Origin of the sequence: Planomonospora corallina (assembly GCF_042650625.1) — a bacterium.
GTDB lineage: Bacteria > Actinomycetota > Actinomycetes > Streptosporangiales > Streptosporangiaceae > Planomonospora_B > Planomonospora_B corallina.
The window spans coordinates 164,638-183,150 of the sequence record NZ_JBHSBM010000025.1 but is presented as its reverse complement, the minus strand read 5'-3'; the positions used below and the strand labels follow the sequence as shown (position 1 = coordinate 183,150).

Annotated in this window: 14 protein-coding genes and 1 pseudogene; 6 read left to right on the top strand and 9 right to left on the bottom strand. The window is 73.0% G+C overall.

Going from position 1 to position 18,513, the window contains the following annotated elements; all coding sequences use genetic code 11:
* Nucleotides 1-43: 43 nt before the first annotated feature.
* Complete coding sequence (locus ACFOWE_RS22810) at nucleotides 44-2,827, bottom strand: bifunctional acetate--CoA ligase family protein/GNAT family N-acetyltransferase (RefSeq protein WP_377291052.1); 2,784 nt, start codon at nucleotides 2,825-2,827, stop codon at nucleotides 44-46.
* Nucleotides 2,828-3,003: 176 nt separating this feature from the next.
* On the opposite strand from ACFOWE_RS22810, the gene ACFOWE_RS22805 reads away from it, so the two are divergent.
* The gene (locus ACFOWE_RS22805) at nucleotides 3,004-3,897 is read left to right on the top strand and encodes a carbohydrate kinase family protein (RefSeq protein WP_377291050.1); all 894 of its coding nucleotides are present in this window, start codon (nucleotides 3,004-3,006) and stop codon (nucleotides 3,895-3,897) included.
* Nucleotides 3,898-3,934: 37 nt separating this feature from the next.
* Here ACFOWE_RS22805 and ACFOWE_RS22800 read toward each other — a convergent pair.
* From ACFOWE_RS22800 to ACFOWE_RS22785, 4 genes and pseudogenes are all read right to left on the bottom strand, one after another.
* Nucleotides 3,935-4,458, bottom strand: a pseudogene (locus ACFOWE_RS22800) (LuxR C-terminal-related transcriptional regulator); the annotation flags it as partial.
* Nucleotides 4,459-4,696: 238 nt separating this feature from the next.
* The gene (locus tag ACFOWE_RS22795; protein WP_377291048.1) at nucleotides 4,697-5,542 is read right to left on the bottom strand and encodes an ATP-binding cassette domain-containing protein; all 846 of its coding nucleotides are present in this window, start codon (nucleotides 5,540-5,542) and stop codon (nucleotides 4,697-4,699) included.
* A gap of 129 nt (nucleotides 5,543-5,671) precedes the next feature.
* Complete coding sequence (locus tag ACFOWE_RS22790) at nucleotides 5,672-7,756, bottom strand: RecQ family ATP-dependent DNA helicase (RefSeq protein ID WP_377291046.1); 2,085 nt, start codon at nucleotides 7,754-7,756, stop codon at nucleotides 5,672-5,674.
* A 159-nt stretch (nucleotides 7,757-7,915) separates the two neighbouring features.
* Complete coding sequence (locus ACFOWE_RS22785) at nucleotides 7,916-8,743, bottom strand: hypothetical protein (protein ID WP_377291044.1); 828 nt, start codon at nucleotides 8,741-8,743, stop codon at nucleotides 7,916-7,918.
* Nucleotides 8,744-8,822: 79 nt separating this feature from the next.
* Here ACFOWE_RS22785 and ACFOWE_RS22780 point away from each other — a divergent pair, with 79 nt between their 5' ends.
* Both ACFOWE_RS22780 and ACFOWE_RS22775 read left to right on the top strand, forming a co-directional pair.
* Nucleotides 8,823-9,413 (top strand): GNAT family N-acetyltransferase, encoded by a 591-nt coding sequence (locus ACFOWE_RS22780; RefSeq protein ID WP_377291042.1) that lies wholly within the window; start codon nucleotides 8,823-8,825, stop codon nucleotides 9,411-9,413.
* Nucleotides 9,414-9,476: 63 nt separating this feature from the next.
* Nucleotides 9,477-11,999: a DNA gyrase/topoisomerase IV subunit A gene (locus ACFOWE_RS22775; protein WP_377291040.1), complete on the top strand. Its 2,523-nt coding sequence runs from the start codon at nucleotides 9,477-9,479 to the stop codon at nucleotides 11,997-11,999.
* A 192-nt stretch (nucleotides 12,000-12,191) separates the two neighbouring features.
* On the opposite strand, the gene ACFOWE_RS22770 is transcribed toward ACFOWE_RS22775, so the two are convergent.
* Both ACFOWE_RS22770 and ACFOWE_RS22765 read right to left on the bottom strand, forming a co-directional pair.
* Nucleotides 12,192-12,557, bottom strand: a complete 366-nt coding sequence (locus ACFOWE_RS22770; RefSeq protein ID WP_377291038.1) for a VOC family protein — start codon at nucleotides 12,555-12,557, stop codon at nucleotides 12,192-12,194.
* A gap of 192 nt (nucleotides 12,558-12,749) precedes the next feature.
* Nucleotides 12,750-13,067, bottom strand: coding sequence for a hypothetical protein (locus ACFOWE_RS22765; protein ID WP_377291036.1), 318 nt, complete (start codon nucleotides 13,065-13,067; stop codon nucleotides 12,750-12,752).
* Nucleotides 13,068-13,232: 165 nt separating this feature from the next.
* On the opposite strand from ACFOWE_RS22765, the gene ACFOWE_RS22760 reads away from it, so the two are divergent.
* Nucleotides 13,233-13,727, top strand: a complete 495-nt coding sequence (locus tag ACFOWE_RS22760) for a beta-class carbonic anhydrase (RefSeq protein WP_377291034.1) — start codon at nucleotides 13,233-13,235, stop codon at nucleotides 13,725-13,727.
* A 201-nt stretch (nucleotides 13,728-13,928) separates the two neighbouring features.
* Here the strand turns inward: ACFOWE_RS22760 and ACFOWE_RS22755 are convergent, their stop codons facing one another.
* A complete protein-coding gene (locus ACFOWE_RS22755) occupies nucleotides 13,929-16,001 on the bottom strand; it encodes a DNA gyrase/topoisomerase IV subunit B (RefSeq protein WP_377291032.1) in 2,073 nt (690 codons plus the stop codon).
* Nucleotides 16,002-16,238: 237 nt separating this feature from the next.
* On the opposite strand from ACFOWE_RS22755, the gene ACFOWE_RS22750 reads away from it, so the two are divergent.
* A complete protein-coding gene (locus tag ACFOWE_RS22750) occupies nucleotides 16,239-16,469 on the top strand; it encodes a DUF7455 domain-containing protein (protein ID WP_377291030.1) in 231 nt (76 codons plus the stop codon).
* 17 nt (nucleotides 16,470-16,486) lie between these two features.
* On the opposite strand, the gene ACFOWE_RS22745 is transcribed toward ACFOWE_RS22750, so the two are convergent.
* Complete coding sequence (locus tag ACFOWE_RS22745; RefSeq protein ID WP_377291028.1) at nucleotides 16,487-17,272, bottom strand: GNAT family N-acetyltransferase; 786 nt, start codon at nucleotides 17,270-17,272, stop codon at nucleotides 16,487-16,489.
* Between the two features lie 141 nt (nucleotides 17,273-17,413).
* On the opposite strand from ACFOWE_RS22745, the gene ACFOWE_RS22740 reads away from it, so the two are divergent.
* Nucleotides 17,414-18,148, top strand: a complete 735-nt coding sequence (locus tag ACFOWE_RS22740; RefSeq protein WP_377291026.1) for a YaaA family protein — start codon at nucleotides 17,414-17,416, stop codon at nucleotides 18,146-18,148.
* Nucleotides 18,149-18,513 lie beyond the last annotated feature (365 nt).

Here is an 18,513-nt window from a genome sequence, read left to right as displayed (position 1 = left end):
TGCCGGTTTCACCCCGAGCGCCCCGCCCTCCGGCCCGCCCTCCTCAGCGCAGGCGGCGGGGACCGCCGTCGGGGCGGGGCCAGGCGGGGTGCCGCAGTACGGCGCGGGCCCCCAGCACGACGACCTCCGACTGGCCCACCAGCACCGGGTCGAGGTCGAGCCGCGCCACCTCGGGAAGGTCGTCGGCCAGCCTGCCGACCCGCACCAGCAGCTCCTCCAGCGCCTCGACCGCCACCGGCGGGTAACCGTACTGGCCGAACAGCAGCGGCGCCGCGCGCGGCGACTCGACGAGCTCGGCCGCGTCCTCGCGGGTCAGCGGGGCCAGCCGGTAGGCCTCGTCCCGCAGCAGCCGGGCCGTCACCTCGCCCAGCCCGAAGGAGACCACGGCGCCGAAGCCGGGATCCTCCACGACGCGCACCACCGTCGGCACCGCCGGCTGCGGGACCATGCGCTGCACGGCGAGCACGGCCTCGGCCCCGAGCTGCCGGTGCAGGTCCGCGTAGGCGTCGCGCACCCCGTCGGGGCCGGACAGGCCGAGCCGGACCGTCCCGGCCCGTTGGGCCGCCTCCGGCTCGGCGGCCTTCAGCACCACCGGCCAGCCCAGCCGCTCGGCGGCGTCCACGGCCTGCTCCGGTGAGGAGACCACCTCGGCGGGCCAGACGGTCAGCCCGTAGCAGGCCAGCAGCTCCGCGACCTCCGCCTCGGACGGCACGCGCTCGGCGTGCTGCGGCACCGCACCCACCGCGCCCGGCGCCTCCGCCTCCGCCTCCGCATCCGCATCCGCATCCGCAACCGCATCCGCAACCAGCGCGCCCGGCGCCCCTGCATCCGCCACCACCGCGTCCGGCGCCCCGGTCGCGGCCGCCACCGCCGTGTCCGTGCCGAGCAGCCGCTCGACGAGCGCGTGCGCGGCCGTACCGTCGACGCCGTCGAACTCCACGGGCGCGCCGGCGGACCGCTCCCGCCAGCGCGCGTACCGCACGACGTGGGCCAGGGCGCGCACCGCCTCCTCCGGCGCCGCGTAGGAAGGGATGGAGCCGTGCCCGGGCACGTCCGCGCCGACCCGCAGCTCCGGGAGCATGCCGAGACGTCCCTCGAAGGTGGCCAGCACCGGCTTGCCGCCCTCACGCGAGACCCGCAGCAGTTCGGCGGCGACCTCGCCGGCCCGGCCCGGGATCGGCGGCATGTAGATCGCGACCGCGGCGTCCACCTCCGGGAGCAGGGAGGCCAGGGCCTGACCGAACTCGGCGGCTCCGGCGTGCGGACCGAGGTTGACCGGCGGGCGGGGGTCGAGGTCCGCGCGCGCGCAGGCGTCCACGGCCAGCAGGGCCAGCGCGTCGGAGTTGCTCACCAGGCCGACCCGGGGCCCGGCGGGCAGCGGCTGGTGGGCCAGCAGCTGCGCCACATCGAACTGCTGGATGAGGTCGTCCACCCGGATCACCCCCGCCTGCTCGAACAGTGCGCTGAGCGCGGTGTCGGGCAGGCCGAGCACCGACGCGGCGTGGCCGATCGGCACGCCCTGGGTGGTACCGCCGCTCTTGACCGCCACGACCGGCTTGCGCCGGGAGATGCGCCGCGCCAGCCGGGCGAACTTGCGGGGGTTCCCCAGCGACTCCAGGTAGAGCAGGATCACATCGGTGTCCGGATCCTCCTCCCAGTACTGCAGCAGGTCGTTGCCGGACACGTCGGCGCGGTTGCCCGCCGAGACGAACGAGGAGATGCCCATGCCCCGCTCGGCGACCCGCTGCAGCAGCGCCGTGCCGAGGGCGCCCGACTGGCTGAAGAAGCCGACCCGGCCCCGGCCGGGGATGGTCGCGGCGAGGGTGGCGTTCAGCCGGACCGCCGGATCGGTGTTGGCGATGCCGAGGCAGTTGGGACCGACCACGCGCAGGCCGTACGCGCGGGCGATGCGGACCAGCTCGTCCTGGCGGGCCCGTCCCTGCGGCCCGGTCTCGCCGAAGCCGGAGGAGACCACGATCAGCCCGCGCACGCCCTTCTCGGCGCACTCCTTGACTACCTCGATCACCCCGTCGGCCGGTACGGCGAGCACCGCGAGGTCCACCTCACCGTCGATGGCCGTCACGCTCGGGTAGGCCCGGACCCCGGCGACGGCCCGCGCCTGCCGGTGGACGGGGTAGACCGGACCGGCGAAGTCCGCGGCCAGCAGGTTGCGCAGCACGGTCTGGCCGACCCCGCCCGGGTCCCGGCCGGCGCCGACGACCGCCACCGAACCGGGGGTGAGCAGCCGCTCGATGGAGCGGGCCTCGGCCCGGTGCTCGCGGGAGGCGGTCACCGCCTGGGAGGTCTCGGTCGGGGTGAGGTCGAGCGTCATCCGCACCACGCCGTCGGCGAAGCGGCTGCGCGCGGTGTAGCCGGCCTGCTTGAGCACCGCCATCATCTTCTGGTTGGCGGGCAGCACGTCGGCGACGAACCGGGTGATGCCGTTCTCCCGAGCGGTCTCGGCCAGGTGCTCCAGCAGGACCGAGGCGACACCCCGGCCCTGGTGGGCGTCCTCGACGAGGAAGGCCACCTCGGCCTCCCCGTCCTCGATCCGGTCGTAGCGGATCACGGCCACCATCTCGGTGCCGATCGTCGCGATCAGCGCGACCCGGTCCACGTAGTCGACGTTGGTGAAGCGGGTCACCTCCCGGTCCGACAGGCGGGGCCGGGGGCCGAAGAAGCGGAAGTAGATGGACTCCTCGGAGAGCCGGGAGTAGAAGGACCGGAGCCGGTCGGCGTCGGCGGGCCGGATCGGGCGCACGTGCGCGGTGCCGCCGTCGGACAGGACGACGTCCGCCTCCCAGTGGGCGGGGTATTGAGCCTCCACAGTCCCGAGAGTAGACGCGAATCCCACATGTCGGACCGGCCGGGTGCGTTCTCGCAACGCTTGTGCATCGACTCATGTCCGGTGTCCGTTCCGCACCCCCCGGGCAGGGCGGAAACTGTTAGGTTTTCCGCAGTCCCCTAAGCACGTCGGCATCGAAGGCACAAGGCGGTGACATCATGACGCGGGTGGTCGTGGTGGGCGATCTCATGACCGACGCTGTCGCGCGGGCCCGCTATCCGCTGGCGCGGGCCAGCGACACCCCGGCCGTGGTCACGATGCACGGCGGCGGCTCCGGGGCCAACATCGCCTCCTGGCTGGCCGTGGAGGGCTCGGAGGTGGCCTTCATCGGCCGCCGCGGCGCCGACATCACCGGGCGCAACCGCGACATGGAGCTCATGGGATACGGCGTGGACGCCCGCCTCGTCATGGATCCCGAACGGCCGACCGGCACCTGCGTCGTGCTCGTCACCCACAAGGGCGAGCGCACCATGCTCTCCGACCCCGGGGCCAACGCGGCGCTGTCCCCGGAGGACCTCCCCCGCGACCTGTTCTCGCAGGGCGGCCACCTCCACCTGTCGGGCTACACCCTGCTCAACGAGGGCTCCCGCGAGGCCGGGCTGGCGGCCCTGGAGGCTGCCGGCCGCGCCGGGATGACCATCTCGGTCGACTGCGCCTCCTCCGCCCCGCTGGAGCGCACCGGGGCCGAGCCGTTCCTGGAGTGGACCCAGGACGCCAAGCTGCTGTTCGCCAACGCCGACCAGGCCAAGGTGCTCACCGGCCGCGACGAGCCCGCCGCGGCGGCCAAGGTGCTCACCGCGTGGTTCCCCCAGGTCGTGATCAAGCAGGGCGCCGAGGGCTCGCTCTGGTACTCCAACAGCCGCAACGAGCCGGTCACGGCCCCCGCCGAGACCGTGGAGCGGGTGGTCGACGGCACCGGCGCCGGCGACGCGTTCGCCGCCGGCTTCCTTCCGGCCTGGCTGGAGGGTAAGCCCCCGGCCGACGCCCTCGCCGCCGGCAACCGCCTGGCCGCCAAGGCCCTGTCCCACCTCGGCGCACGCCCGCGCCTCTGACCGCCCCTGACCGGCCGTGCCGCGGCGGGCCGGACGGTCAGCCGTCGAGATAGCGCAGGATCGCCAGCGCCCTGCGGCTGTAGTCCGGGTCGTGCGGCAGGCCGAGCTTGTCCATGATCGCGTTGACGTGCTTCTCGACGGTGCTCAGCGAGACGTGCAGGCGCGCGGCGATCGCCGCGTTGACGAAGCCCTGCGCCAGGTGCTCCAGGACCTCCGCCTCGCGCCCGCTCAGCCTGCTCAGGGGGGCGGCGCGGGTGGTCCGGGCGAGGAGCTGGCGGACCACCTCGGGGTCGAAGACGGCGCCTCCCGCGTGCACCCGCTCGAGCGAGGCGAGGAAGTCGGCCACCTCCGAGACCCGGTCCTTCAGCAGATAGCCCGGCCCCGCCGGAGGCCCGGCGAGGAGCGTGGCCGCGTAGGTCTTCTCCGCGTACTGCGACAGGACGGGCAGCCGGCCTCCGGACGGCGCTCGCGGAGCTCCAGCGCGGCCCGCAGCCCCTCGTCGGTGTGGGTCGGCGGCATCCGCACGTCGATGACGGCGACGTCGGGCCGGTGCCGTTCGACGGTGCCGTTCGACGGTGCCGTTCGACGGCGTCGAGCATCCGCCCGCGGACCGGTACGGCCTGCAGGGTGGGGCGGATGCCGCCCGAGGAGTACTCGGAGGTGATCGTCAGCATCGCCATGGCGACCAGCGCGAACTGGGCGAAGACCGCCGCTGAGACCACCGGTTCGCTCGCCGGGAAGGTCGCCGCCCCGCCACCGCCGTCGCGGAGCCTCTCCGTCGCCGTGGCCCCGCCCACCATCAGCGCGCTCGGCACCGTGAGCACGACCGCGCCCGCCAGGCACCACCAGGTCGAGCGGACCGGCCACAGCTTCGTCCACTCGGCGCCGGCCGCCCGGCCCAGTTCACCGATCGCCATCCCGTGCCCCCTCCCTCCGGGCGCCGTACTCCGTGCTGTCCGCGGTCAGCTCCGCGTAGGCCTGCTCCAGCCACCACGGCGGTCAGCGAGCTACGCGCGATGACCTCCGCCAGCGGCGCGTCCATGATGAGCCGCCCCCTGCCGCTCACCACCAGGTGGTCGGCGGTCAGCTGCATCTCGCGCATCAGGTGGCTGGAGACGAAGACCGTGCGGCCCTGGTCGGCCAGCGAGCGCATCAGATGGCGCACCCAGCGCACGCCGTCGGGATCGAGGCCGTTTACGGGCTCGCCGAACATCTTCACCTCGGGATCGCCCAGCAGTGCGCCCGCGATGCCGAGCCGCTGGCTCATGCCCGGCGAGAGCGCGCCGGCCCGCCGGTGCGCCACGTCCGCCAGCCCGACCGTCTCGAGGACCTCCTCCACCCGGTTCCTCGCGATGCCGTTGCTGCGGGCCAGCGCCAGCAGGTGCGCCCCGGGTACACCGCGCGCGTCGAGCAGCGCGCCGACCGTCCGCAGCGGCTGCCTGATCTCGTGGTACGGCACGCCCCCGATGAAAACCGTGCCCGCGGTCGGGCGGTCGAGGCCCAGGATCATGCGCATCGTGGTGGACTCGCCCGCACCGTTCGACCCGAGGAAACCGGTCACCGCACCCGGCTTCACGTCCAGTGACAGATCGTCCACGGCCGTCCGGCCGCCGTAGCGTTTGCTCAAGCCTCTAAGGCTGATCACACCGCCCCACGCTAGGCACCCGCCGGGCCGTCCACCATGGGTGCGGACCGCCGACCCGCATGGCGGATGACCGTAACGTCCCGCCCCGGGGCGCCGTGCTCAGCCCGCCACCGCTCAGCCCGCCACCGCTCAGCTCGTCACCGCGAGCACGAGCGGCAGCACGGCGGGCGCCCCGGCGTGGCGGAGCAGCGCGGCCCCCAGCGTCATGGTCCAGCCGGTGTCGACACGGTCGTCGACCAGCAGGACCGGGCCGCCCGTGGCGGCGACCGCCGCCCCGAGCGCCGTGGGCATGGCGAGCGTGGCCCGGACCGCCTGGACCCGTTGGGCGCTGTTGAAGCGCCGCGCGGGCGGCCCCGACCGGTAGCCCAGATCACCGAGGTACGGCAGGCGCCCGACCTGGGAGAGCCGCTCGGCCAGGCTGCGGACCAGCAACGGGCGGGTGGCCGACGGCACCGCGACCACGGCGGCCGGGCGGTGCTCCCACTCCCACGACGAGAGCACGGCGACCACGGCGGCGAACACGTCGTCGGGGACCGGGCCGTCGGGAGCGCTCTCGGCCAGCAGGGCGCGCAGCCGGTTGCCCCACCCGATGTCGGTCAGGCGGCCCAGCGCCCGGCCCGGCTCGGCGCCCAGCTCGGGCTTGATCCGCCCCTTGAGGTCGCTCAGCCCGGTCGGCCACTGCCGGCGCGGCTCGATCTCCACGCCGGGCCGGTGCAGGCTCGCGGCGGCGCGCTCGACGTCCTCCGCCTCGACCTCGGGCGAGCGGTGCGTCCCGGTGCAGTTGTCGCAGCGCCCGCACGGGGTGGCCGTGTCGTCGTCCAGCCTGCGGCGGAGGAACTCCTCGCGGCATCCGGTGATGTCGAGGTATTCCAGCATGGCGCGCTGCTCGGCCTCGCGCTCGGCGGCGACCCGGGCGTAGCGCTCGGCGTCGTAGGCCCACTCCTCGCCGGTGGCCTCCCAGCCGCCCTTGACCCGGCGGACCGCGCCGTCGACGTCGAGCACCTTGAGCATGGTCTCCAGGCGGGTCCGGCTGAGGTCGACCCGGCTCTCCAGCGCGGCGGTGGACATCACCCCGCCGTCGGCCAGAGCGGCCAGCACGGAACGCACGACCGGCTCGGGCGGGAAGGCCAGCGAGGCGAAGTAGGCCCAGATCTCCCGGTCCTCGGCGCCGGGCAGCAGGATGACCTCGGCCCGCTCGACCCCGCGCCCGGCGCGGCCGACCTGCTGGTAGTAGGCGACCGGCGACGGCGGGGCGCCGACGTGGACGACGAAGCCGAGGTCGGGCTTGTCGTAGCCCATGCCGAGCGCGGAGGTGGCGACCAGCGCCTTGACCTTGTTGTCGAGCAGCGCCTGCTCGGCGGCGAGCCGCTCGGCCTGCTCGGTCTGACCGGAGTAGGCGATCACCTCGTGGCCCTGCTCGCGCAGGTGGGCGGCGACCTCCTGGGCGGCGGCCACGGTGAGCGTGTAGACGATGCCGGAGCCCGGCAGCTCGTGCAGGGTGCGGGCGAGCCAGGCCAGGCGCTGCTCGGCGCCGCGCAGCCGTACCACGCTGAGGTGGAGGCTCTCGCGCTCCAGCGGCCCGCGCAGCACGAGCGTCTCGTCGCCGAGCTGCTCGGCGACGTCGCGGGTGACGCGGGCGTTGGCGGTGGCCGTGGTGGCCAGCACCGGCACGCCCTCCGGCAGCTCTTCGAAGAGCGTGCGCAGCCGCCGGTAGTCGGGGCGGAAGTCGTGGCCCCAGTCGGAGATGCAGTGCGCCTCGTCCACCACGACCAGGCCCGCGCTCTCGGCCAGCTCGGGCAGGACCTGGTCGCGGAAGTCGGGGTTGTTGAGCCGCTCGGGGCTGACCAGGAGGACGTCGACCGCGCCCTCGGCGACCTGCCCGTAGATCTGCTCCCACTCCTCGGGGTTGGCGGAGTTGACGGTGACCGCGTGGATGCCGGCCCGCTCGGCGGCGGCGATCTGGTTGCGCATCAGGGCCAGCAGCGGCGAGACGATGACCGTGGGTCCTTCGCCCAGCTCGCGCAGGAGCGCGGTGGCGATGAAGTAGACGGCCGACTTGCCCCAGCCGGTGCGCTGCACGACGAGCACCCGGCGCCGGTCCTCCACCAGCGCCTTGATCGCCTCCCACTGGTCGTCGCGGAGCCGGGCGTGCTCCCCGGCGAGCGCCCGCAGGCGCTCCTCGGCCTCCTGCCGCAGCAGCTGCTCTTCGCTCACCGGTCATTGCTATCAGGTCCGGGCGACGGTTTCGTCCATCCGCGTCCGGCCGCACGGGACTCCACGGCCGGGGCCGGCGGGGTGGACCCCTCACGTCCACCCCGCCCGTACGGCGGACGCGGGGCCGCAGGCGGCGGCGCGGGCCGGCTCCCCCGTCGGTCAGATCTCCTCGACCGTCCCGCACTCCCCTTCCTTCAGCGGGGCCGTCTCCTCGTCGGAGTAGGCGTCCTGCGCCGGCCCGTCGCCGCCCTCGTACCGGAAGGAGGGACGGTGGAAGGCGTCGGGGGAGCCGCACTCCGTCCCCGCGCTCCACCTGTCGATCTCGTCGCCCTCCCAGTGGCGGAGCCTGCCGCCGGGCTCGTCCCGCCAGAACTCGTGGCGCGCGTTGGTGTAGGCCATCACCCGGACGATGGGGCCCTTCTTGCCCGCGGGACGGACCGCGTAGACGAACCGCGCCTCGTAGGTGACCACCAGCATCTCGCCGACGTCCTTGTCCCTCCCCGGCGCGGCGGAGAGCTTCCCCTGCACCTTGACGACGTCGCCGACCAGCTCGGTCGTCCCCGGCGCGAAGCTGAACACCCAGCCCCTGGTGTCCTTCTTCACGTCCTTGTGGTCGAGGTTCTTCAGGAAGAACGTGCGCTGCTCGGGGTCGAGCAGCCGGGCGTAGGCCTCGGGCTTCCCGCCGAGCAGGCTCTTCTCGTCGAGGTAGGCGGCCTCCAGCAGGCGCCTGCTGACCTGGTAGGCCGAGCGGACGTCCTTGGCGGAGAAGCGGCCCACGGCCTTGGCCTCGGGTATCTCGACGCCCGCGATCCCGTCGGCGAACCTCTCCGAGGGAGATCCCCTGAACGGCGCGTCCTCGGTGATCACGGCCGGGTCCGCCGCGGCTTCTCCGGCGGCCTTCCCCAGCTCCTCCAGCGCTCCGCAGCCGGTCAGCGCTCCGGCCAGGCACATGGCGGCGGCGGCCCGCCGCACTCCGCGTCCAAACATGGTCGGATCATATTGATCGCGACTTCTCCTGCCTCATCCGGATGTCCCGGATGAGGGGCGGGGAGGAGGACATGGTTTCATGAGGCTCACCATGGACGTCATCACCTGGTATCTCGAACAGACCTCGCCGTCGGACCTGCGCCCCGCCAAGCCTCCGGAGATCGGGCTCGACATCGTGCGCGCCGAGGTGCCCTCCCCGGAGTTCAACCGGTTCCTCTACACGGCGGTCGGCGGTGACTGGCAGTGGACCGAGCGGCTGCCGTGGACCTGGCGGCAGTGGGCGGACCACCTGGACCAGGGGGTGGAGACCTGGGTGGCCTACCACCGCGGCACCCCCGCCGGGTACGTCGAACTGGTCCCGCAGGAGGACGCCGCCGTCGAGATCGCCTACTTCGGGCTCCTGCCCTGGGCGATCGGCCGGGGCGCGGGCGGGCGCCTGCTGGAGGCCGGTACGGCACGCGCCTGGGACCTGGCCGACCGCCGTCCGGACCGTGAGCCGACCCGCCGGGTGTGGCTGCACACCTGCTCCCTCGACGGCCCCGCGGCGCTGGCCAACTACCAGGCCCGGGGATTCCGGGTCTACGACACCAGGACTGGCGTCCCCGGCGACCGGGACGAGGGCGTCACCCCCGGTCCCTGGCCCGGCGCCGGTCCCCGCGGCCGCGCGTGACGCCTGCCGGGCACCGGCCCGCTCGGGCGTTGGAGTCGCGGGCACCCCTTGTCCTTCGGCACAATGTTCGATATGGCCCGACGGACGACCACACCCCCCGCTGACGAGGACTTCGAGGAGCGGATCGTCGACATCGACGTGTCCGCCGAGATGCGCACCAGCTTCCTCGAGTACGCATACTCGGTGATCTACCAGCGTGCCCTGCCCGACGCGCGCGACGGCCTCAAGCCGGTCCAGCGCCGCATCCTCTACTCGATGCGGGAGATGGGCCTGCGGCCGGACCGGGGGCACGTCAAGTCGTCGCGGGTCGTCGGCGACGTCATGGGCAAGCTCCACCCGCACGGCGACACCGCCATCTACGACGCGCTGGTCCGCATGGCGCAGCCGTTCTCGATGCGCCTGCCGCTGGTCGACGGGCACGGCAACTTCGGCTCGCCGGACGACCTGCCGGCCGCCATGCGCTACACCGAGGCGCGCCTGGCCCCCTCGGCCATGGCGATGGTGGAGTCGATCGACGAGGACACCGTCGACTTCAAGCCCAACTACGACGGCCAGGAGACCGAGCCCACGGTCATGCCGTCGGCCTTCCCGAACCTCCTGGTCAACGGGGCCGCCGGCATCGCGGTCGGCATGGCCACCAACATGGCGCCGCACAACCTGGGCGAGGTCGTCGCCGCCGCCCGCCACCTGCTGAAGAAGCCCCAGGCCACGCTCGAGGACCTGATGCGCTTCATCCCGGGCCCCGACCTGCCCACGGGCGGCGTGATCATCGGGCTGGACGGCGTCCGCGACGCCTACGAGCGGGGACGGGGCACCTTCCGGATGCGCGCCACCTGCTCCATCGAGCAGGTCAGCCCCCGCCGCAAGGGCATCGTCGTCACCGAGCTGCCGTTCAACGTCGGTCCCGAGCGCGTGGTCACCAAGATCCGCGAGCTGGTCACCGCCAAGAAGCTCCAGGGCATCTCCGACCTGAAGGACCTCAGCGACCGTCACCGCGGCCTGCGGCTGGTCATCGAGATCAAGAACGGCTTCATCCCCGAGGCCGTGCTGGAGGAGCTCTACCGGCTGACGCCGATGGAGGAGACCTTCGGCATCAACAACGTGGCGCTGGTCGACGGCCAGCCCCGCACCCTCGGCCTGCGCGAGCTGCTCCAGGTCTACGTGGACCACCGCCTCGAGGTGGTCCGCCGCCGCTCGGCCCACCGCCGCGGCAAGCGCGAGGAGCGCCTGCACCTCGTCGAGGGCCTCGTCATCGCCCTGCTCAACATCGACGAGGTCATCCGCGTCATCCGCTCCTCCGACGACTCGGCCCAGGCCCGCGAGCGCCTGATGGAGACCTTCGCGCTCTCGCAGATCCAGGCCGCCTACATCCTCGACACCCCGCTGCGCCGGCTGACCCGCTACGACAAGCTGGAGCTCGACCGGGAGCAGGAGACCCTGCGGGCGGAGATCGCCGAGCTGACCGCGATCCTCTCCTCGGAGGACCGGCTGCGCAAGGTCGTCTCCGACGAACTCGCCCAGGTCGCCAAGACGTACGGCACCCCGCGCCGCACGGTCCTGCTGGAGTCCACCGGCGCGCCCCGCAAGGCCTCCGCCCCGATCGAGCTGGAGGTGCCCGACGACCCGTGCCTGGTCCTGTTCTCCTCCACCGGCCTGCTGGCCCGCACGGCCGACGCGAGCCCGCTGCCCCGCCAGGGCGGGCGCTCGCCCCACGACGTGCTGGTCTCGGCGGTCGCCAGCACGGTCCGGGGCGAGGTGGGCGTGGTCACCGACCTCGGCCGGATGATCCGGGTCCAGGTGGTGGACCTGCCGACGCTCCCGCCCTCGGCGGATCCGCCCTCGCTCTCCGGCGGCCATCCCGTCTCCGAGTACGTCACGCTGGAGCCCGGCGAGAAGGTCGTGGGCGTCGGCTCCCTCGATCCCGACGGACCGGGCCTGGCGCTGGGCACCGCCCAGGGCGTGGTCAAGCGGGTCGTGCCCGACTACCCGGCCAACCGCGACGAGTTCGAGGTCATCGGGCTCAAGGAGGGCGACACCGTGGTGGGCGCGGTCGAGCTGACCTCCGAGGATCACGATCTGGTCTTCATCACCTCCGACGCGCAGCTCCTGCGCTTCCCCGCCTCCGCCGTACGGCCTCAGGGCCGGCCCGCGGGCGGCATGGCCGGGATCCGGCTGGCCGACGCGGCCCGGGCGATCTGGTTCGGCGCGGTGGATCCGGCGCTGGAGTCCAGGGTCGTGACGATCGCCGGCTCCGCCACCGCGCTGCCCGGCACCCAGACCGGCGGGGTGAAGGTGTCCGACTTCGCCGAGTACCCGGCGAAGGGACGCGCCACCGGCGGCGTGCGCGCCCAGCGCTTCCTCAAGGGAGAGGACGTGCTCCTGCTCGCCTGGGCCGGGCCCGGGCCGGCCCGGGCCGTCTCCGCCACCGGCAAGCCGGTCCCGCTCCCCGAGGAGCTCGGCCGCCGGGACGGCTCCGGCGTGCGTCTCACGCACGCGGTCGCCGCGGTGGGCGGCGCCCTGGCCTCCTCCTCCGGCGGCACCGCCTCCGGTGGCGCCGGACGGCAGGCTCCGCCGGCCGAGGAGTAGGCCGGCGGCACCCCCGAAAGGGCCGTCCGGCCCGGAACGCGCGGGGAAACGGGCGTTCCGGGCCGGACGGCCCTCATCTTTCACGGCGCGGCCGCAGGCGGCTCCGGTCTCGCGGAGTCCCGCGGGGTCTCGCGAAGCCCTGCGGCGGGTCGTGCCGGCGCCGCGCTCCACCGCTCCGAGGCCCTGCGGATCTCAGGCCCTGCAGAGACAGAACGGGTGACCGGCCGGGTCGAGATACACGCGGAACGAGTCGTCCTCGCTCGGCTGGTGCGCGTGCTTGACCGCGCCCAGCTTCAGCGTGGCGGCCTCCGCCTCGTCCAGGTCGTCGACGGTCAGGTCGAGATGGATCTGCTGGGGCCGCTCCGAGCTCGGCCAGTCCGGCGGCCGGTGGTCCGGCGCCTTCTGGAAGGAGAGCCGCTGCGATCGCTCCCCGGTGAGCGTCACCCAGTCGTCCTCGGCCACCGTGATCTTCCAGTCGAGGAGCGCGCCGTAGAAGTCGGCCAGCCGGACAGGGTCGGGGCAGTCGAGAACGACGGCCCGCATACGTGCGATCGCCACGGTTCCTCCTGGATCGACACCACCGAAATGCATACGGTGGTACTGGAGATGGTCGAAGATCCCCTTCCCCGTCTCCCCCTGCGCATACGCGCCGGGAGGAGTCCGACCCGTCCCGCCCGGACCGGACGTCCGCGACGGGGAGGTCCTCCGCCCCCTGCGGAGGGCGCCCGCCGACGCCGCAGGAGGGGCGGATCAGGCCGGCGACCCCTGCAGGGCGGACCGGATGGCCGCCAGCAGCTGCCGGGGTTCGCCCGCCTCCCAGAACCGGATGAGCCGTTCGACCTCCTCCGCCGCGCGGAAGTCACCTGATCCCCCGGGCCCGAAACACCCGGCCTCCGCGAGAGCCGTCAACTGCGGGTCGTCGTCATCGAGAGACTCCACGTAGACCGTCGCGTCCAGCAGCGAGAGCGCCGAACGGGCGTTGCGCCCACCGTCGCGGAGCTCCACGCGATCCAGTTTCCTGCGTGCCTGGGCGCGTAGATAGCCGGCCAGGGATTCGGTTCTGCTCATGATTCTTCCCACATGTCTTTACTTTACGTTAGAGCATCATCACCTAAAGTGATCCACGATGCGGGATCTTAGCCGACGAGAGTGGGAGTGGGACCCCGGAAACCTCTATGAAACGGACATGAGGGATCATCGATCTGCCCATTTCACCGACCGAGAGGTGTGCCTGTGAGTGCCTTCGACGACCTGCTGTCCGCCAACGAGGAGTTCGCCTCGACGTTCACCGACGCCGAGCTGACCGGCACGGCGGCCCGCGGACTGGCCGTGGTCACCTGCATGGACTCCCGTATCGATCCACTGGGCGTGTTCGGACTGCGGCCCGGCGACGCGAAGATCCTGCGCAACGCCGGAGCCCGCGTCACCGACGACGTGCTGCGCACCCTCGTGCTGGCCGTCTATCTACTGGGCGTGAACCGGGTCCTGGTGATGCCGCACACCGACTGCGGCATGGCGAAGGTCAGCGACGACGACGTGCACGCGATCGCCGGCCGGCAGGGTGTGGACACCCGCAGCCTGGAGTTCCACACGGTCCCCGACCAGGACGCCGCCCTCCGCCACGACCTGCTCAGGATCAGGACCAGCCCCTTCCTGCCCAAGGACATGCCCGTGGGCGGAGCCATCTACGACGTGCGCACCGGAAAGCTGCAGCCGGTCGAACTCTGACTCCGCACACGGCCCGCGGGCTCGTGAGGTGCCCGGGAGCCCCGGGACCCGGCGCGAGCGAGGCGCCCGGGAGCCCCGGTGCGACACCGGCAGCGGCGGTATCCCGGGGAGCCTCCGCCGGCGGGGAGCGCCGGCGGGCGGCCGGCACGGAGCGGCCGGGGGACGTTCCGGATCTCCGGAACGTCCCCCGGCCGCCGCCCGTCAGGCGTCGATCTGGTCGCGGTCGATCTCCGCCGCGCTGCCGACGATGAACTCCCGGCGCGGGGCCACGTCGCTGCCCATGAGGAGGTCGAAGATGCGCTCGGCCTGCTCGGCGTCCTCGATCCTGACCCGGCGCAGGGTCCGGTGCCGGGGCTCCATCGTCGTCTCGGCCAGCTGGTCGGCGTCCATCTCGCCCAGGCCCTTGTAACGCTGGACCGGGTCCTTCCACCGCTTGCCGCGGCGCTCGAGATCGGCGAGGACCCGGTGGAGCTCGGCGTCGGAGTAGCAGTAGACGTACTTCTCCTTGCCCCGGCCCGGGTTGAGGATCTCGATCCGGTGCAGCGGCGGGACCGCGGCGAAGACCCTCCCGGCCTCCACCAGCGGCCGCATGTAGCGGTGGAACAGGGTGAGCAGCAGGCACCGGATGTGCGCGCCGTCGACGTCGGCGTCGGCCATCAGGATGACCTTGCCGTACCGCGCGGCGTCGAGGTCGAACGACCTTCCGGAGCCCGCCCCGATGACCTGGATGATCGCCGCGCACTCGGCGTTCTTGAGCATGTCGGCGACGGAGGCCTTCTGCACGTTCAGGATCTTGCCGCGGATCGGCAGCAGCGCCTGGAACTCCGAGTCGCGGGCCGCGCGGGCGGTGCCCAGCGCCGAGTCGCCCTCGACGATGAACAGCTCGGTGCGGTCGACGTCGTCGCTGCGGCAGTCGACCAGCTTGGCCGGGAGCGCGGAGTTCTCCAGCGCGGTCTTGCGCCGCTGGTTGTCGCGGTGCTCGCGGGCCGCGATGCGGGCCTTGGCCGCGGCGGCGATCTTCTCCAGGACCGCGCGCAGCTGCGGCTTGAGCGCACGCGACGGGTTGGCGAAGCGCTCCTTGAGCTCCCTGGAGACGACGTGGGAGACGATCCTGCTGGCCGCGGCCGTGCCCAGGACCTCCTTGGTCTGCCCCTCGAACTGCGGCTCGGGCACCCGGACGGTCACCACCGCGGTGAGCCCCTCCAGGATGTCCTCCCGGGTGACCGGGGCGTCGTTGCTCTTGAGCAGGCGGGTCTCCCGGAGCTGCTCGTTCAGCGTGCGGACCAGAGCGCGCTCGAACCCGTTGACGTGGGTGCCGCCCTTCGGGGTGGCGATCACGTTGACGAAGGAGCGCACGGTGGCGTCGTAGCCCCTGCCCCAGCGCAGCGCCACGTCCACGGTGAGCTCGCGCTGGATCTCGGTGGGCGTCATGTGGCCCAGGTCGTCGAGGACCGGGACGGTCTCGTGGAAGTGCCCGACCCCCTGCAGGCGCAGCACCTCGCAGACGGCCTCGTCGCGGGCGAGGAACTCGGTGAACTCGGAGATGCCGCCGTCGAAGCGGAACTCCTCCTCGGAGGGCTCCTCTCCCCGGCTGTCGCGCACGGCCAGGGTCAGCCCGGGGACCAGGAACGCGGTCTGCCGGAGGCGGACGTGGATCTCGTCGAGGGAGACCTCGGCCTCGGGCAGGAAGATCTGGCGGTCCGCCCAGAAGCGGACGCGGGTGCCGGTGACGTCGCGGTCGAGCGGCCCGCCGTCGCGCAGCCCCGACTTCTTCTTGAACTTCGCGGTGGGCCCGTCGCCGTCGAAGATCCCGGGGACGCCCCGGCGGAAGCTGATCTGGTGGGTCCGGCCCCCGCGGTCGACCTCGACGTCCAGCCGGGAGGACAGCGCGTTCACCACGGAGGCGCCGACGCCGTGCAGACCTCCGGAGGCGGCGTAGGAGCCGCCGCCGAACTTGCCCCCGGCGTGGAGCTTGGTGTAGACGAGCTCGACTCCGGCCAGGCCGCTCTTCGGCTCGACGTCGACGGGGATGCCGCGCCCGTCGTCGCGGACCTCGATCGAGCCGTCGGGATGCAGCTCGACCTCGATGCGCGTGCAGTGGCCCGCCAGGGCCTCGTCGACGCCGTTGTCCACGATCTCCCAGAGACAGTGCATGAGACCGCGGCTGTCGGTGGACCCGATGTACATGCCCGGGCGCTTGCGGACGGCTTCGAGTCCTTCCAGCACCGACAGATGACGGGCTGTATAACCCGCCTCTGCGCTAACTGCGGTCACACCCACTCCCTATGCTCGAACACGTGTGCGCAGCTTACCGTTTTCCCGCCGCGGCGCGTCCCAGCTTGCCAGGAGGAGCCGATCGGCGTTACCCCCGGCGAGATCCTCGTCACCGACGGACACATTCCGCTCTCGGCGTAGCCGGGGGCCGGTTGGGAACGTCCACATCGGGTTAGATGTTGTCTCAAGTGACTGACGCCCGATCCCCCACGTCGGGGATGACCCGAAAGGCGATACGTGACTGGAGCACTCGCCCCCGCCAAGCCTCTGAAGACCACGGACCGCTGTGACCGGTGTGGCGCCCAGGCTTACATCCGCGCGACCCTTCCCGTCGGTGGGGAGCTGCTGTTCTGCGCCCACCACGGCCGGCAGCACATCGCAGTGCTGCGGGACAAGGGCGCCGACATCCAGGACGAGTCGGCGCGCCTGAGCGCGACTCCCGCCACCGCCCGCAACGACGAACGCTAGACCGGCAAGGGTCCGCCTCAGCGGACCCGGTAGTGATATCGGCCCGACACCGTGAAGCCCAGCTGCTCGTAGAGCGACCGGGCCGCGGTGTTGGCTTCGACGACCACCAGATACGCCTGCTTCGCGCCCTGTTCCCGCCCGTGTGAGAGCAGGGCGTTCAGCATGCGCCGTCCGTGGCCGCGCCGCCGCGCGCGTGCCGCCGTGGCCATGCAGTAGATCCCGAACCACTCGCCCTGGACGACGCCCCGTCCGACCGCCTCCTCGCCGATCGAGCCGTAGACGGCCGGGACACCGGCGAGGATCCGCGCGGCCGTCTCCCGGGCGTCCTCACCGCCCCGGCCGTCCACCTCCCACCAGACGTCCAGCCAACGGCCGTCCGGCTCGGCCGCGAGCCGGACCGCCGGCCCCGTCCCGGCCTCCGACGGCTCGGCCCGCGGCCCGCCGACGTCCTCGCCCGTCCCCGGGCCGGGCCCGCCGTCCTCCGCCGACCCTCTGCGGACCAGGGGGGCGACCATCACCAGCGTGGGATCCACCACCCGGTAACCACGCGCCCCGAGAAGGCCGTCCAGGCCCGGGGTGGCGCCCATCCCCACGGAGAAGACGCAGGGCAGCCCCCGCCCGGCGTAGAACCTCTCCGCCTCCTCCACGGCCGCCGCCAGATCCGGCCGCTCCCCCAGAGGCAGGACCGAGTTGGCGCGCTTGGTCACCCCGTCCGCGGTGCGCAGCGTCCATCCGCCGGACTCCACTCTGCCGAGCGCCGGCCATGCCTGGTCGACGAGACGGTCGAACACCTCGTTGATCATGATGTTGGATCCTAGGACCCGTCGCCGGGCCACCGGACCCCGGGTCACCGCACCCGCCCGCCCGCCCATGGGACCCGCCGCGGATCTCCGGGCTCCCGTACCGGCCAGTCCGCTCCCGGGCGCCCTCTAAGCTCGAAGACCGTGCTGATTGTGCTGCCTCCCTCCGAGGGCAAGGCCGCGACCGGTGACGGTCCCGCCCTCGATCTGTCCTCCGTGAGCTTCCCCTCCCTGCCCAGGCAGACCGTGCTGGACGCGCTGATCTCGCTGTGCGGGCGGCCGGAGGCCCGGTCGGTGCTCGGACTGTCGGAGGGCCAGATCGACCAGGTCGCCCGGAACCGGGAGCTGCGGACCGCCCCCACGCTGACGGCCGCCGAGCTCTACACCGGGGTGCTCTACGACAACCTCGGCCTGACCTCGCTGCCGGAGGCGGCCGCCGCCCGCGCCGCAGAGGACCTGCTGATCTTCTCCGGGCTCTGGGGACTGCTCCGCACCACCGACCGGGTCCCGCCGTACCGGCTGTCCATGGGCGTGAAGCTGCCGTCCCTCGGCGGCCTGGCGGCCTTCTGGCGCCGGGCGGTCACTCCCGTGCTCGACGCGACGCCCGGCCTGGTCGTGGACCTGCGCTCCAGCACCTACGCCGCCGCCTGGCAGCCGGGGGACCGGGCGGTGGCGGTGCGCGTGCTCAAGGACGGCAAGGTCGTCAGCCACATGGCCAAGGCCACCCGGGGCGCGATCGCCCGCTCCCTGCTGGAGGCGGGCGCCGACCCGCAGAGCCCGGACGAGCTGGCCAAGCTCCTCGGCGACCTCGGTCACGTGGTGAGCCTGGGCCCGGCGCCCGGCGGCAGGCGCCCGTGGACCCTCGACGTCATGGTTTGACATCCTCCTCCGCTTGAAAGCGGAGGATTCCAACCTGATCCCCGAGGGGGGAACCATGCTGAGGTTCGCGGTTCACCGGCTGGGCAATCCCGAAGCCTCCCCGCGCAGCCACCCCATGCCCTGGGGCGGTCGTGCCGGTGGTGGCTTGGCTATCGCCACCGGGGAAGACCGTAGTAGAACACGGGGTTTCTTGGTCCGGATTCCTCCCCGGTCTGAAGGCCGGGGCATCCTCCGGAGGGCCCGGTGACGTCGAGCCCGCCGCAGGCACGCTGGAACCGCTGAGCGGGATCCCCCGGATAGGACCGGGGCACCCCGGCCGCCGGTCCGGACGAGGTGGTTGCGGGCGGGCGGACATGGGAAAGGGG

Bases quoted from the DNA above. Each gene is read 5' to 3' on its own strand.
- ACFOWE_RS22805 (WP_377291050.1), top strand. From the start codon at position 3,004: ATGACGCGGGTGGTCGTGGTGGGCGATCTCATGACCGACGCTGTCGCG.
- ACFOWE_RS22785 (WP_377291044.1), bottom strand. From the start codon at position 8,743: ATGTTTGGACGCGGAGTGCGGCGGGCCGCCGCCGCCATGTGCCTGGCC.
- ACFOWE_RS22780 (WP_377291042.1), top strand. From the start codon at position 8,823: ATGAGGCTCACCATGGACGTCATCACCTGGTATCTCGAACAGACCTCG.
- ACFOWE_RS22775 (WP_377291040.1), top strand. From the start codon at position 9,477: ATGTTCGATATGGCCCGACGGACGACCACACCCCCCGCTGACGAGGAC.
- ACFOWE_RS22765 (WP_377291036.1), bottom strand. From the start codon at position 13,067: ATGAGCAGAACCGAATCCCTGGCCGGCTATCTACGCGCCCAGGCACGC.
- ACFOWE_RS22745 (WP_377291028.1), bottom strand. From the start codon at position 17,272: ATGATCAACGAGGTGTTCGACCGTCTCGTCGACCAGGCATGGCCGGCG.